At 36.6% G+C, this 13,625-nt stretch carries 18 protein-coding genes; 10 read left to right on the top strand and 8 right to left on the bottom strand.

Annotated elements, in window-relative coordinates:
- Nucleotides 1-2: 2 nt before the first annotated feature.
- Nucleotides 3-383 carry a thioredoxin domain-containing protein gene (locus CKK03_RS13935; RefSeq protein ID WP_099363148.1) on the bottom strand — a complete coding sequence of 127 codons (381 nt, stop codon included), beginning with the start codon at nt 381-383 and terminating at the stop codon, nt 3-5.
- Nucleotides 384-648: 265 nt separating this feature from the next.
- Between CKK03_RS13935 and CKK03_RS13930 the strand changes: the two genes are divergently transcribed.
- Complete coding sequence (locus CKK03_RS13930; RefSeq protein ID WP_099363147.1) at nt 649-888, top strand: hypothetical protein; 240 nt, start codon at nt 649-651, stop codon at nt 886-888.
- An 82-nt stretch (nt 889-970) separates the two neighbouring features.
- Here the strand turns inward: CKK03_RS13930 and CKK03_RS13925 are convergent, their stop codons facing one another.
- Entirely contained in the window at nt 971-1,399 is a 429-nt protein-coding gene (locus tag CKK03_RS13925; RefSeq protein ID WP_099363146.1) for a DUF1885 family protein, read from the bottom strand.
- Between the two features lie 280 nt (nt 1,400-1,679).
- Here CKK03_RS13925 and CKK03_RS13920 point away from each other — a divergent pair, with 280 nt between their 5' ends.
- Entirely contained in the window at nt 1,680-1,796 is a 117-nt protein-coding gene (locus CKK03_RS13920; protein WP_099363145.1) for a GapA-binding peptide SR1P, read from the top strand.
- A 53-nt stretch (nt 1,797-1,849) separates the two neighbouring features.
- Here the strand turns inward: CKK03_RS13920 and CKK03_RS13915 are convergent, their stop codons facing one another.
- The gene (locus CKK03_RS13915; RefSeq protein ID WP_099363144.1) at nt 1,850-3,322 is read right to left on the bottom strand and encodes an aminotransferase class I/II-fold pyridoxal phosphate-dependent enzyme; all 1,473 of its coding nucleotides are present in this window, start codon (nt 3,320-3,322) and stop codon (nt 1,850-1,852) included.
- Nucleotides 3,323-3,613: 291 nt separating this feature from the next.
- On the opposite strand from CKK03_RS13915, the gene CKK03_RS13910 reads away from it, so the two are divergent.
- Both CKK03_RS13910 and CKK03_RS13905 read left to right on the top strand, forming a co-directional pair.
- The gene (locus CKK03_RS13910) at nt 3,614-4,573 is read left to right on the top strand and encodes an NAD(P)H-dependent flavin oxidoreductase (protein ID WP_099363143.1); all 960 of its coding nucleotides are present in this window, start codon (nt 3,614-3,616) and stop codon (nt 4,571-4,573) included.
- Nucleotides 4,574-4,585: 12 nt separating this feature from the next.
- Nucleotides 4,586-4,849, top strand: coding sequence for a UPF0223 family protein (locus tag CKK03_RS13905; RefSeq protein ID WP_099363142.1), 264 nt, complete (start codon nt 4,586-4,588; stop codon nt 4,847-4,849).
- A 77-nt stretch (nt 4,850-4,926) separates the two neighbouring features.
- Here CKK03_RS13905 and CKK03_RS13900 read toward each other — a convergent pair whose 3' ends face one another.
- Entirely contained in the window at nt 4,927-5,562 is a 636-nt protein-coding gene (locus CKK03_RS13900) for a YktB family protein (protein WP_099363141.1), read from the bottom strand.
- A gap of 212 nt (nt 5,563-5,774) precedes the next feature.
- On the opposite strand from CKK03_RS13900, the gene CKK03_RS13895 reads away from it, so the two are divergent.
- Together CKK03_RS13895 and CKK03_RS13890 are read left to right on the top strand one after the other, a co-directional pair.
- Entirely contained in the window at nt 5,775-5,963 is a 189-nt protein-coding gene (locus tag CKK03_RS13895) for a YkzI domain-containing protein (RefSeq protein WP_099353586.1), read from the top strand.
- A gap of 133 nt (nt 5,964-6,096) precedes the next feature.
- Nucleotides 6,097-6,891 carry an inositol monophosphatase family protein gene (locus tag CKK03_RS13890; RefSeq protein ID WP_099363140.1) on the top strand — a complete coding sequence of 265 codons (795 nt, stop codon included), beginning with the start codon at nt 6,097-6,099 and terminating at the stop codon, nt 6,889-6,891.
- Nucleotides 6,892-6,921: 30 nt separating this feature from the next.
- Here CKK03_RS13890 and CKK03_RS13885 read toward each other — a convergent pair whose 3' ends face one another.
- Nucleotides 6,922-7,107 carry a YlaF family protein gene (locus tag CKK03_RS13885; protein WP_099353584.1) on the bottom strand — a complete coding sequence of 62 codons (186 nt, stop codon included), beginning with the start codon at nt 7,105-7,107 and terminating at the stop codon, nt 6,922-6,924.
- A gap of 151 nt (nt 7,108-7,258) precedes the next feature.
- On the opposite strand from CKK03_RS13885, the gene typA reads away from it, so the two are divergent.
- From typA to CKK03_RS13870, 3 genes are all read left to right on the top strand, one after another.
- Complete coding sequence (gene typA, locus CKK03_RS13880) at nt 7,259-9,100, top strand: translational GTPase TypA (RefSeq protein ID WP_099363139.1); 1,842 nt, start codon at nt 7,259-7,261, stop codon at nt 9,098-9,100.
- Nucleotides 9,101-9,164: 64 nt separating this feature from the next.
- Nucleotides 9,165-9,470 (top strand): YlaH-like family protein, encoded by a 306-nt coding sequence (locus tag CKK03_RS13875; protein ID WP_099363138.1) that lies wholly within the window; start codon nt 9,165-9,167, stop codon nt 9,468-9,470.
- A gap of 17 nt (nt 9,471-9,487) precedes the next feature.
- Nucleotides 9,488-9,772, top strand: a complete 285-nt coding sequence (locus CKK03_RS13870) for a hypothetical protein (RefSeq protein WP_099363137.1) — start codon at nt 9,488-9,490, stop codon at nt 9,770-9,772.
- A gap of 92 nt (nt 9,773-9,864) precedes the next feature.
- On the opposite strand, the gene CKK03_RS13865 is transcribed toward CKK03_RS13870, so the two are convergent.
- Together CKK03_RS13865 and CKK03_RS13860 are read right to left on the bottom strand one after the other, a co-directional pair.
- Nucleotides 9,865-10,068: a YlaI family protein gene (locus tag CKK03_RS13865; RefSeq protein WP_099353580.1), complete on the bottom strand. Its 204-nt coding sequence runs from the start codon at nt 10,066-10,068 to the stop codon at nt 9,865-9,867.
- Nucleotides 10,069-10,820: 752 nt separating this feature from the next.
- On the bottom strand, nt 10,821-11,420 hold the full coding sequence (locus CKK03_RS13860) for a YhcN/YlaJ family sporulation lipoprotein (RefSeq protein WP_425432866.1): 600 nt from the start codon (nt 11,418-11,420) through the stop codon (nt 10,821-10,823).
- 217 nt (nt 11,421-11,637) lie between these two features.
- Here CKK03_RS13860 and CKK03_RS13855 point away from each other — a divergent pair, with 217 nt between their 5' ends.
- Nucleotides 11,638-12,966 carry a PhoH family protein gene (locus tag CKK03_RS13855; RefSeq protein WP_099353579.1) on the top strand — a complete coding sequence of 443 codons (1,329 nt, stop codon included), beginning with the start codon at nt 11,638-11,640 and terminating at the stop codon, nt 12,964-12,966.
- 58 nt (nt 12,967-13,024) lie between these two features.
- On the opposite strand, the gene CKK03_RS13850 is transcribed toward CKK03_RS13855, so the two are convergent.
- Nucleotides 13,025-13,516, bottom strand: coding sequence for a hypothetical protein (locus tag CKK03_RS13850; RefSeq protein ID WP_099363136.1), 492 nt, complete (start codon nt 13,514-13,516; stop codon nt 13,025-13,027).
- Between the last annotated feature and the right edge of the window lie 109 nt (nt 13,517-13,625).

The raw sequence follows: 13,625 nt of genomic DNA, 5'->3' as shown, positions 1-13,625 counted from the left end.
ACTTATTTTTTTGAACTTGTTGAAGTCGACAAGACGTTTTCAAGGGGAATGATAATTTCTTCTTTGTCGACATTCCCTTCAATTTTTTCAAGGACTTTATCTTGTTCAATAATTAATAAAGAAGGATATTCTTCAACTTTATACTTCGTATACAATCTATTATCTTCAGAAGAAACAACCTTCATATTTGCGATTTCAGTTGGGAATTTATTTCTAAGCTCCAGTAAGGCATCATAATAATTACTTTCATTGTGAAGATTATCTTCATCGGAAAAAAAGATGATTTGTTTTTCTTCGGTTTCTGGCAATGTAGGCTGCGTTTGGTATGAAGAACATGAGGAAAGGAAAATAAAAGAAAGTATGATTAGGGTAAATGCTTTCATTTTGTTAATCACTCTTCCATAAAATAGTCAAAAGTATAGGTCTTTACTTCTAAATTTGTATAATACAAAACACCTATTTTTCAATTTAAATTCATTTTATCATGTATTCATAAAATTCTTTCCAATGTCATCGATTTGTTACATAAATGAAAAATACTACCATATTTCTGTGCATATTAATTAATATAGTAAAAAGAAATTCATAGAGACAAGCATGCGCACGAGGTCTTAGTTCCTTTATTGCTGATAAAAGGGGAGTTTCTTCATGAAGGTATATGTAATTGGATTAATCCAGGTATTAATATGGAGTACATTTTCTTTAGTTACATGGTTATCACGTTCTGATAGTCTTTTTGCGAAAGGTATTTTATTGGGGATCTTTTGTTATCTTGCTTTTTTAATCGCTAACAAAATTGGACTAACACGAAAGAGTTCCTTCTTGATTACAGCCATTTCGTTTTTATTTTTTTTCTCATTTGAAAAAGTTTTTTGGGCGTTTACATAGAAATAGACCACATCTTAATGATATGGTCTTTTCTTCCTTAATCTAGATAATTAAAGCTAAAGAAAACAGATAACCTTAATGGTTATTTTCGTTTGTAAAAATACATGATTCTTCCGTTAAATAGATGTAATTCTCCTTCAAGTTTTTTGGCTAAAAACTTACAGAACTCATTAGCTTTTCCTTTATCGCCAGTGGTTGACACTTGTGGAAGGCTGACTTGGATATATGGTTGCTCGATTGTCTCACCGTTTTCACTTTCAAGCTCCTCTTGGCCAACGCCCACCACGATCGCATTATATTTTTGATGATCGGATTTTAAATAAAACCAATTATGTTCTTGGTTTATCTCTTTTATGTGGTATGGAAAGGCAGCATTGTCGTAATCCCAATCTAGCTGCTGTCCTGTTTTACTTGTAATTTCCTTGTAATAGCTAAAGAGATCATTTACAACATCTAGTGATACACTTTGTGTGTTTGATGCAGGAACAAGCTTTATGAATGCGTTTTCCAAACTCTTCACTCCTACTCCAGATTGATTAATTATGTATGTTTCTATCTCTAAGTTACTACTATTCTAGCATTTAATGGGTAATACTTACAACTTTGTGTTGTATGACGTGAATATACATCGTAATTCGACAAATATGATAAAAAATAACTAAAAAGAATTTAAAATGTTATACAATTAACTATTGACGAACCAATTGTGACATACTATTATATAAATAACATAACATAAAACGTTTTCAAAGGAAGTTTAAGAATCTACTTTTCGAAAGGGGCTTTGAATAATGGGTACAATCATCTGTCAAACATGTAGTGAAACAATTGAACATTTTGAGTATGAGAAGGTTACAACACTTTATTCAACATGCGACCACTGCGATTGCAATCACGAAGAGAAATAACTTTATAAATAATTAAAAGCATGCAATAAAAATTGCATGCTTCTTTTTCGTCTTTATTTAATGGCTTTGTGTTCTTTGATCACTCGCAAGTATTTTAATTCATAATCCTCTGGTCCTTGGACCGGGAGACCTGCTTCAATATTGGTTTGAATATATGTTAAGTTCTCCTCAGTTATAATTTCTCCAGGGATAAAAATTGGGATGCCTGGTGGGTACACCATGATAAACTCAGCAATTACTCTGCCAGCGGATTCTTCAAATGGAACAATTTCTGTTTCAGAATAAAATGCATCCCGAGGTGATAAAGCAAGTACCGGGATATCTGGAAGTAAAACTTCTGGTACAATTCTAGATTCTGAAAGATGTGAAACTTCGTCTGATAAATTCGCAAGTGCAGCAATTAGTAATTCAGCTTCTTTCTTCGTATCACCAGGTGTTACGATACAAAGAATATTGTAGAGGTCGGACATTTCCACTTCGATATTATATTTTTCACGAAGCCAAACTTCTGCATCTGAACCTGTAATTCCAAGGTCTTTTACAGAAATTAATAATTTTGTTGGATCGAAGTCAAATGTTGCTTTAGAGCCTAAAATTTCACGTCCGATACATTTCAGTTTTTCTATTTCATTGATCTTGTCCCGCATATAGTTGGCTAATTGAATTGTTTTTTCAATCAGGTCATATCCTTCAGTTACTAAGCGTCTTCTCGCAACATCCAAAGATGCTAATAATAAATAAGATGTTGACGTTGTTGTGAGCATACTTAAGATCGTTTGAACCCTGTTAGCTGACACTAAGCCCTCTCTTACATTTAAAATAGAGCTTTGTGTCATTGAACCACCTAGCTTATGGACGCTTGTTGCAGCCATATCTGCACCAGCCTGCATGGCAGATAGTGGTAGCCCATCATGGAAGTGAATATGAACACCATGTGCTTCGTCAACGAGTACTGGTACTTCATAAGAATGAGCAATATCTACAATTTTCTTTAGGTCGGCAGCAACGCCGAAATAGGTTGGATTAATCACAAGTAATCCTTTTGCGTCTGGATGCTGTTCAAGTGCTTTTTTAACAGAGTCTGTGGTGATTCCATGTGAAATTCCCAAGTTATTATCAATCTCTGGATGAATGAAAATTGGGACTGCTCCGGAAAATACTATGGCCGACATAACAGACTTATGGACATTTCTAGGTACAATAATTTTGTCTCCAGGTCCACATACAGCCATGACCATTGTCATAATTGCCCCACTTGTACCTTGAACGGAAAAGAAAGTGTGATCTGCACCAAAGGCTTTAGCTGCAAGGTCCTGAGCTTGCTTAATAATGCCTTTAGGTTGATGGAGATCATCTAAGGGTCCGATATTAATGAGATCGATTGAAAGGGCATTGTCCCCGATAAAGTTTCGAAATTCTGGATCAATCCCAGCGCCTTTTTTATGTCCAGGTATATGGAATTGAGTTGGATTCTTTTTTGAGTGTTCAACAAGACCAGTAAATAATGGTGTTTCATTTTGCGACAATTGATAACCACACCTCTTTATTTATATTTCAGAATAAAATCGAGTGTTTTATTCTACTTTTTTCTACATAAAACAAATGAATTATAGCATTTCTCTTACCGTTTGCATATAAAAATATTTCTTACTTTTAAATTGTCACAACCAGTAATTATTAAACCTTTTTTGGACTGTTAAACTTTGCTTATAACTTTTACCAGATAGTTATAATTCGCGATTTAACTTTGACTAATGGAAAAAAAGAGGAGTTTCAAGTAGTGATATCGAAAAGGATTAATGAAAGGTGGGAGTATTATGAATTGGGAAACAAAGGTTTCAACTTTATTAGGAATTAAGTATCCAATCATTCAAGGAGGACTTGCGTATTTAGCCTATTCGGAACTTGCAGCAGCAGTATCAAATGCAGGTGGTCTTGGTCAAATCACAGCGATGTCACTTGACACACCAGAAGATCTTCGCACTGAAATTAAAAAGGTAAAAGAACTTACAAACAAACCGTTTGGGGTTAATTATGCGATTGGACAACATGGAAGACCGTTCTCGGACATGCTTGAAGTAGCAATTGAGGAAGAAGTTCCTGTTATCACAATGACTGGCGGAAATCCTGCTCCTATTTTTGAACAATTAAAGGGTGTTAATATGAAGAAGCTTGTTCTGGTTGCTGCCAGAAGACAAGCAGAAAAAGCAGAGGAGTTAGGGGCAGACGCTGTTATGGTAGTTGGTCAAGAAGGTGGTGGCCATCTTGGTAGACAGGATATTGGAACAATGGTTCTTATTCCGCAAGTTGTAGATGCAGTTTCCATTCCAGTTATCGCTTCTGGTGGTATCGGTGATGGTCGAGGTTTGATGGCTGCGTTAAGCTTGGGTGCAGAAGGTATTGAAATGGGTACACGCTTTATTGCGACGAAAGAATGTGTTCATGCCCATCAAGGATATAAGGATGCATTGATTCAAGGAACAGAAAATGATACAGTCGTAATTAAACGATCACTTGGTGCGCCGGGTCGTGTCATTTCAAATGAATGGTCCTCAAAAATCCTAGAGTTGGAAGCTGCAAACAGTGGATATGAAGGATTAAAGGCATACATAAGTGGTCAAGCTAATATGAGCTATATCTATGATGGTAAACTAGATGGAGGATTTGCTTGGGCTGGTCAAGTAATGGGGCTCATCAAGGATGAACCAACAGTCGCTGAGCTGTTTGAGCGAATGATTACTGAAGCTGAGCAAATTAGGTCTAAGTGGAGTAAATAGAGGTGAAGTCGTTTGGATTATCAATACCCGATTTCATATGAATGGAGCACAGACGAGGTAGTCGATGTGATTGCCTTTTTTGAATGTGTTGAAAGTGCATATGAGAAGGGAATCGCAAGGGAAAAAATGATGCAGGCTTATAAACGCTTTAAAGAAATTGTCCCAAGCAAAGCAGAAGAAAAACAAGTTTGTGGAGAATTTGAAGAAACAAGCGGGTATTCTGCATACCGTGTTATTCAAAAAGCAAAAGAAAATACGGAAATAATTAAAATGTAAACAAAAAGGATGTCTTTTAAAATAAGACATCCTTTTTGTCATGTAAGCTTGTCGAAAACTGAATTCCTTTTTGAAACTTACTTTGAACTTTCTTGCGCTAACTGGTATAATGGAAGTAACTTTCTGAAAGTTCCATCAATTACTCGTGCTAATTCTTCAGCGTTCATATCAACCACTTCGTCTCGAGGAATGTTAATTCCACATAGGATTTCAGCCTTTTTAACAGTTTGTAGTCTTGTGAACATTGATTCAAGTTCTTGTTCGCTCAACTCCTGATGTATAAGAGTTTCTGGTTTTGTGTGATCGACTGACCATACAAAATGGTTCGGGACACTTTCTCTAATTTTTTTCGAGTGCTCCATTAATACATGACCAAATTCGGCCTTGATAGGTGCCTCATAAATGACAGCAAACCAAACAATTAGATGTGTATTCCATAATCCGATTTGAAAATGAGGCAGCATTTTATACCCACGCTTATTATTTGCAAAAGCTACCCAAGTATCTTTAGGTGGATTAATCGTCCTTCTTGCATGTTTTGCAACATGAGCAAACATTTCATCTCCTGAGAGACTCGAGAGTGTAGGGGCAAAATGATTCCCTAACTCCTCTAGTTTTGGTCGAACATGTTTAATTAGTGCATCCATGCGGTCTTCAAGTCCATCTATTGTAAACACATTAAAGTCTTCTTTTGTAAACCCTGTAAAAGCCATTGAATTTTCCTCCTAATGATATTCCTTCTTATATTTTAGCAAAAACATTTAAAAAGCTAAACTAGCATGCTCGAAAATTGAACTTAAAGCTTAACTAGGTATACGCACATATTTGTTACAATGCTCTAGTTTTTTCATAAGATAAAAGTAACTAGCAGAATTAGTCAATATGGGAAAGTGGAAGATCGAAATAGTGGAAAGGGGTGCGGAAATTGAAACAAGTGATAAATGACTTAAAGCGAAAAGACGGAGAAAAACGCTTGGCTGTGTTACGTTTAGAAGTAGATTATGAATTGGCAACCCTTTATGATGCGATGATTGAAAAAGATGAAGAGAAAAAAGCAGAATGTAAAAAGAAATTACAAAAATTAAGCCAAGAAATGATTAAAATTGAAGTATAAAAAGGTGCGAAAGCGAACCTGAGATGGTTCGCTTTCCTTATTGCTTGCATGTCCATAAATAAGTAAAGTATGCTTTTAAAGAAAGATACATAGCACATACTATCCTTTGAGATGAAAAAAGTGAGGTACTGATATGGTAAATTGGGACGAAATAGATAAATATGCAAAACATTGGATAAAAGAGGCGGGGGAGCGAATTCGGGATTCTTTTAAAACAAAGCTTGTAGTTGAATCAAAATCAAACCCAGATGACCTCGTGACTAACATGGATAAGGAAACAGAACAATTTTTTATTGGAAAGATTCATGAGACATTTCCGTCTCACCAAATTCTTGGGGAGGAAGGCTTTGGAGATAAGCTCCAATCCTTAAATGGCATCACTTGGATTATCGATCCGATTGACGGTACAATGAATTTTATTCATCAACAACGTAATTTTGTCATTTCGGTTGCAGTATATGAAGATGGAGTGGGGCAAATTGGCCTTATTTATGATGTTGTACATGATGAGCTATATCATGCACGTAGAGGCCATGGTGCGTATTTTAACGCCACAAAAATTGAACCGTTAGGGGAAGTCCCTCTGGAAAAAGCAATTGTTGCCATAAATGCAACATGGGTAACCGAAAATAAACGAATTGATCCTAAAATTTTGATACCGATTGTCAATGCTGTTCGTGGCACTCGTTCTTATGGCTCAGCAGCACTGGAGCTGGCTTATGTTGTGACTGGCAGAATTGATGTCTACATTACAATGCGTTTATCACCTTGGGATTTTGCAGCTGGGGTTGTTCTTTTAAATGAAGTAGGTGGGGTCGTAACAACACTTGATGGAGAGCCATTAAACTTCTTAAAGGAAAACAGTGTATTTGTTGCAAGACCGAATTTACATAAAGAAATCTTTACCCAATTTTTAAAAAGGAAATAAAATCAAAATAAAGCGTGAGGAAAGCAGAATTTAGATTCTGCCATTCTCACGCATTTTTTTCTTTGTGGTAAATCCTAAACCTGTCACAATAATTACAGCAATAATAGACAGAATAATACCTAACAGACTTCTTTCAGCAATTGATACTCCAATTAACATTATGCAAACTGCAGTTGCAATCGCGAACAAGAGCATTGGCAAATTTACGTTTTTCATAGTATGGGCCCCTTTCCATAATTTATTTTACAGATAAATGTGTATTATTTCTACTGTTTGGTATATAATGTTTTAGTTCCGGTTCTTTTCGAAAGTAAAAAAATGTAAAAATTAATTTATCCTTAAATTGATACTAGGAGATGTGTAAATAGTGACTATACGAAATGATTTACGAAATATAGCAATTATCGCTCACGTAGACCATGGTAAAACAACACTGGTTGATACAATGCTTCACCAATCAGGAACATTCCGTACAAATGAGCATGTAGAAGAACGTGCGATGGATTCAAATGACATAGAACGTGAACGTGGTATCACCATTCTCGCCAAAAATACGGCAATTAATTATAAAGATACACGAATTAATATCATGGATACACCTGGACACGCTGACTTCGGTGGAGAAGTTGAGCGTATTATGAAAATGGTTGATGGAGTATTATTAGTTGTTGATGCTTATGAAGGCTGTATGCCACAAACTCGTTTTGTATTGAAAAAAGCATTGGAACAAAATCTTACACCTATCGTAGTTGTTAATAAAATTGACCGTGACTTTGCTCGACCAGAAGAAGTAGTAGATGAAGTAATTGACTTATTTATCGAACTTGACGCTTCTGAGGAACAATTAGAATTCCCAGTTGTGTATGCTTCAGCTATAAATGGAACTGCAAGTAGAGATCCACATCAACAAGATGAAAATATGGAAGCATTATTCAACTGTATCATCGAAAACATTCCTGCTCCAGTTGATAATAGTGAAGAACCACTACAATTCCAAGTAGCATTGCTTGATTATAATGATTATGTAGGTAGAATTGGAATTGGCCGTGTATTCAGAGGAACCATGCACGTAGGACAGCAAGTTGCCTTAATGAAATTAGATGGAAGTGTTAAACAATTCCGTGTGACAAAGATATTTGGTTTCTCAGGCTTAAAACGTATTGAAATCCAGGAAGCAAAAGCAGGAGATCTCGTTGCGGTTTCTGGTATGGAAGATATCAATGTTGGTGAAACAGTATGTCCAATTGAACACCAAGATGCTTTACCAATCCTTCATATTGACGAACCAACTCTACAAATGACGTTTTTAGTTAACAATAGTCCTTTTGCTGGACGTGAAGGGAAATATATAACTTCTCGTAAAATTGAAGAGCGCTTGCGTTCACAGCTTCAAACAGATGTAAGCTTACGAGTTGAGAACACTGATTCACCAGATGCATGGGTTGTTTCTGGTCGTGGAGAGTTGCACTTATCAATTTTAATTGAAAATATGCGCCGTGAAGGATATGAGCTTCAGGTTTCGAAGCCAGAAGTTATTGTAAGAGAAATTGATGGCGTTCGTTGTGAGCCAGTTGAGCGTGTTCAAATCGATGTACCTGAAGAGCACACTGGTTCCATTATGGAGTCGATTGGAGCTCGTAAAGGCGAAATGTTAGACATGATCAACAATGGTAATGGTCAAGTACGACTCATCTTTATGGTGCCTGCACGTGGTCTAATTGGATACACAACTGAATTCTTAACTTTAACAAGAGGATTTGGTATTTTGAATCATACCTTCGATAGCTACAAACCAATGGCATCGGGTAATGTTGGTGGACGTAGACAAGGGGTTCTTGTTTCAATGGAATCAGGAAAAGCTTCTCAATACGGTATTATGGGTGTTGAAGACCGTGGAACTATCTTCGTTGAACCAGGTACAGAAGTTTATGAAGGTATGATTGTTGGTGAACACACTCGTGAAAATGACTTAACCGTTAATATCGTGAAAATGAAACAAATGACAAACATGCGTTCAGCGAACAAAGACCAAACAACAACTATGAAGAAGCCTCGCATCATGTCATTAGAAGAATCACTTGAATACCTAAACGATGATGAGTACTGTGAGGTAACACCAGAATCCATCCGTTTACGTAAGAAAGTTCTTGATAAGAATGAACGTGAAAAATCAGCAAAACGAAAAAAACTTGCTGAAGTGAATCAATAATGTTGTGAACCTTGTCCCTTTCTGATACTTTTATGTTAGGAAAGTGTGAGAAGGAGGGGTATGAATGGATGTATACGAACATATGTGGCCAGTTGCAAAAACAATCTATAGTTCGACAACTCCAAGTGTCGGTTCAAATATGTTATACATTGTGATCTTGCTTTTGACAATTATTGTCTTTAAGTTAGGTTTTGCAAAGAAGTTGCCATTGTTAAAAAATATTGTGATTTATTTATTTCTTGCCTTAGGGTGTACAATTTTAACGTTTTTAGGTGCATTCCTACCAATAGCAGAAGGATTGGGGATTGCCGCTCTTATTTTAATCATTTATAAAATCCGACTTCACCAATCAAAGAAAAGTGAAGCGTAAGATAAGGGGGCAATTTAATGAAATCCTTGCAGGATGCAATCTATAATTGGTTAACGATTAAAGTTGTGGCTGAGGCAAGACCTGATGATAAAGCCGCAAAGGAAACGTACGATCTTTTTGAGGATATTTTAGTGAATGAGTTTAAACTAAAGGATATCAAAATTGAAAAAGATGATGTTATGTACTTTGTGAAGTATACAATTGATGGGGAAGCAAAAAGTGCAAGGTTTCCGATTGAATTAATCGACATCATGCACGACCAAATTCAGCAACATCCTGATAGATATCAGAACTACGAATAAAACAAAAGGCCGAGCGGATATGCTCGGCCTTTATTTATATCTAGCTTCGGGCGCCAGTCACCCCAATAAACAGGTGCAATCCGAATTATGAATTACCACCAATCATCGTCTGTTTTCTTTTTTCGGTATAGCTTGAATTTATTTGTTGCAATACGTTCTTTTGTTCTTGTTTCAATGCGCTCATGGCATTCTTGGCACATATATGTATGGATTGGTCGATTTCTCAAACGTTTAGCTTGGCTTGATTCATCCTCGATGTCTTCGATTTTATCACAAATTACACATTTTACTTTCATTTTTATGAACCCCTCTAGTATTATCAAGTATCTTTTTTCCCATTATACAACAACCCACACTTTTCTGACAAAGTTTGTCTTTTTTAGGAAGTTTTTTATTTTAGTCAGTTGTAACAGGGGTGAGGGGAAACCCACATTGAATCATGGATTTCAATAGGGTGGATGAAGTCCCGTACGGAGCACAGACAGTGCGTAAAGTCGTTCATAGGGTGGATGAAGTCCCGCATGAAACTCAGTCGGGTGAGTAAAGTCCTTCATAGGGTGGATGAAGTCCCGTATCAAGCTCAGTCAGGTGAGTAAAGTCCTTAAGGGGGTGGATGAAGTCCCGCACGAAGCTCAGGCAGGTTCGTAAAGTCCTTCATGGGGAGGATGAAGTCCCGAATGAAGATCAGGCAGGTTCGTAAAGTCGTTCATAGGGTGGATGAAGTCCCGCACGAAGCATAGACGTGTGCGTAAAGTACTTCATAGGGTAGATGAAGTCCCGCACGAAGCACAGGCACTTGCGTAAAGTCCTTCCGAGGATGGATGAAGTCCCGCACGAAGCATAGACAGGTGCGTAAAGTCCTTCATAGGATAGATGAAGTCCCGCACGCAGCCCAGACACTTGCGTAAAGTCCTTCATAACCTTAATGAAAGCAAAACCGACTTTCACTTATTTCACGCTATTAGTCCTTTATCATCACAAAAACTTAGTACAAATACTCAAAAATAAAATCAGCACGAGAAACCATCTTCTCGTGCTGCAATATCTTTTATTTATTACCCATTTTATTATTGGACTGATCTTCCTGCTCTTTATCAAATTTCTGTTGTTCTCCTTGTTTAAGCTGGTTATCATTGGTTTTCGTTGGTTCTGTATTGTTATTATCAATTAAATCGCTTGGAATGTCAGGGACTAATCTGCCGACAATCTGGGCCAATTCGTCCAAAATACCTGTAACAGGTCGTCCATCTTCAATTTGCTTTCTCATTTGTTTTAGACGCTCATACGTATCAGCGTCAGCAATTACAATTGCATTTGCTCCATGAGGGTCATGCTGCAGACTTTCAGCAACCGAGTACTTAATCGTTTGTACTCTTGACCGTTCTAATTTTGCATTCACATCAATTCCAACTATTGCATACTTCCCAAGAACAACGGCGGTTGCATCATTTACATTCGGGACACTACTCGCAAGTTCGACAAGATGACTCGCGATTTCTTGTCCTGTTTTTCTGTCAACATGATTTTCAACTGAATTTTGAACTTTTACACGCGTATCTTTCTCATTTTCTCCAGCATTATTTGTTGTACCGCAACCAGAAATAATAAAAATTATAGTTAAGAACAGAAGGATATTAATATATCTCACCGTTTTGCCTCCTATCGCTCAATGTGTTTTCTTTTTTTATTGTTCAATTATTCTTCTATCTTTATGCATTCAGACATATATTTTTATCAAAGGTCGTCCTTATACGAACAAAAAGAGGATTGGCTAATATAATAAAATAAAAAATTCTCACTCGAATGGATAACCTGTTTCACTCCTAAAACAAAAAATGAAACCGACTTGAGTAGGAGGCGTGATTTTGGGGAAAATTTATGTATTAGACACGAATGTATTACTGCAAGATCCCAGAGCAATATATTCATTTAAAGATAATGAGGTTGTTATACCAGCGGTTGTGTTAGAAGAGGTAGACTCAAAAAAACGTTATATGGATGAAATAGGTAGAAATGCAAGGCAAGTTTCAAAACTCATTGATAACTTGCGAAAAACAGGGAAGCTCCACGAAAAAATACAGCTTGAAACGGGTGGTAGCTTAAGGATTGAATTAAACCACAGATCCTTTCATGAATTACAAGATATCTTTGTTGAAAAAACAAATGATAATCGCATTTTGGCTGTTGCCAAAAATCTCTCATTAGAAGAACAAGAAAAAGAAAATGGGAAACAGGTCATTTTAGTTAGTAAAGATGCACTGGTTCGTGTGAAGGCAGATGCATTAGGATTACAATCTGAAGATTTTCTGAATGACCGTGTCGTTGAGGTTGATCATATATACTCGGGGTTCCTCGAGATTTATATAAACCGTAACCTACTTGACCTTTTTTATGAAAAAGGGGAGCTTCACGTTACAGAGTTAGTTAACCACCCATTTTATCCAAATCAATTTATCTTATTAAAAGATGCCCTTGGAGGTTCCTCATCTGCTATTGGAATCGTCGATAAGACAGGCAAAGTCGTTAGAAAGCTTAATTTTAAACAGGATCATATTTGGGGCATTAAACCTAGAAATGTACAGCAAACAATGGCGTTTGAGCTGTTATTAAGAGATGATATTCCATTGGTGACTTTAATAGGCAAGGCCGGTACAGGAAAAACCTTGTTGGCCCTTGCGGCTGGTTTGATGCAGACAGAGGATATGGGCAAGTATAAAAAGCTTTTAGTCGCGCGTCCAATCGTACCAGTTGGTAAAGACATCGGATTCTTACCAGGAGAAAAGCAGGAAAAGCTGAGGCCGTGGATGCAGCCAATTTATGATAATCTTGAATATTTGTTTAATACGAAAAAGCCAGGAGAACTTGATGCCATTTTAGCTGGAATGGGTTCGATTGAGGTGGAGGCTTTGACTTATATTCGAGGAAGAAGCATCCCTGAGCAGTTTATCATTATTGATGAGGCTCAAAATTTAACCAAGCATGAGGTAAAAACAATCCTCACTAGAGTAGGGGAAAAAAGTAAAATCGTGTTTATGGGTGATACTGAACAAATTGACCATCCCTATTTGGATGAATACAATAATGGCTTAACATATGTGGTAGAGAAGTTTAAGGACCAAAAAATAGGCGGGCATATTCGATTAGTAAAGGGAGAAAGATCTGGCCTTGCCCAATTAGCTGCTGATATTCTTTAAATAATAAAAGCCTGTCATGTTTCCTCGATTAAAGGGTTAGTGACAGGCTCTATTTTCATTATTCAATGATAAAACGAGTTATATGCTTTATTGGGTTCTCACGGTTTGAGCCATTGCCAAAATAAAAATGGACAGGACCATCTTCACGTAATGGTTTACCTACATTTGAAAATCCAAGGATCGCATCATATGCTTCACTAAGTGGAATTGTTGTTTCTTGTTCCTTTTGTACGATTTTTAAAATTGTAGCATCTTCTAATGGTTCTGCATTTTTTATAAAATCACCAAATGGAATACCGTATGTACCCGTTAAAATTTTTTCTTTCAAAAATTTCTTTTCTGTTTTAAGAGTTGGAGGGTAGATCGCACCTTCGCGGATTTCTCTATCCCAATGCTTTGAAACTGACTTTGTGTATTCGCTTAAATCTTCTTCTACTTTTTGATTTGAATCGAAATATGTAAGTAAATCTACTCTACGATCATCAAAAATCCACACACTAGGATCAAGTGTAATGTTAAACTTAGTCTTTCCTTCAATCATAATAATCATCGATAAATCATTCCTTTCATAAATATTATAGAGGTTTTGAAACGTAATAGGAAGTATCAGCACTTTTATTATTGGAGTGAAACCTTATAAATGCCTAATTGTTAATTAG

The sequence above is a fragment of the Fredinandcohnia onubensis genome (assembly GCF_002734215.1).
GTDB classification, from domain to species: Bacteria; Bacillota; Bacilli; order Bacillales; family Bacillaceae_L; genus Ferdinandcohnia; species Ferdinandcohnia onubensis.
Note: the sequence above shows the minus strand (reverse complement) of the source record. Positions and strands in the feature narration are given on the sequence as shown.

Excerpts from the sequence above, each read along its gene's own strand:
- CKK03_RS13935 (WP_099363148.1), bottom strand. The coding sequence starts at position 383 with ATGAAAGCATTTACCCTAATCATACTTTCTTTTATTTTCCTTTCCTCA.
- CKK03_RS13930 (WP_099363147.1), top strand. The coding sequence starts at position 649 with ATGAAGGTATATGTAATTGGATTAATCCAGGTATTAATATGGAGTACA.
- CKK03_RS13920 (WP_099363145.1), top strand. The coding sequence starts at position 1,680 with ATGGGTACAATCATCTGTCAAACATGTAGTGAAACAATTGAACATTTT.
- CKK03_RS13910 (WP_099363143.1), top strand. The coding sequence starts at position 3,614 with ATGAATTGGGAAACAAAGGTTTCAACTTTATTAGGAATTAAGTATCCA.
- CKK03_RS13900 (WP_099363141.1), bottom strand. The coding sequence starts at position 5,562 with ATGGCTTTTACAGGGTTTACAAAAGAAGACTTTAATGTGTTTACAATA.
- CKK03_RS13890 (WP_099363140.1), top strand. The coding sequence starts at position 6,097 with ATGGTAAATTGGGACGAAATAGATAAATATGCAAAACATTGGATAAAA.
- CKK03_RS13885 (WP_099353584.1), bottom strand. The coding sequence starts at position 7,107 with ATGAAAAACGTAAATTTGCCAATGCTCTTGTTCGCGATTGCAACTGCA.
- CKK03_RS13875 (WP_099363138.1), top strand. The coding sequence starts at position 9,165 with ATGGATGTATACGAACATATGTGGCCAGTTGCAAAAACAATCTATAGT.
- CKK03_RS13870 (WP_099363137.1), top strand. The coding sequence starts at position 9,488 with ATGAAATCCTTGCAGGATGCAATCTATAATTGGTTAACGATTAAAGTT.
- CKK03_RS13865 (WP_099353580.1), bottom strand. The coding sequence starts at position 10,068 with ATGAAAGTAAAATGTGTAATTTGTGATAAAATCGAAGACATCGAGGAT.
- CKK03_RS13850 (WP_099363136.1), bottom strand. The coding sequence starts at position 13,516 with ATGATTATTATGATTGAAGGAAAGACTAAGTTTAACATTACACTTGAT.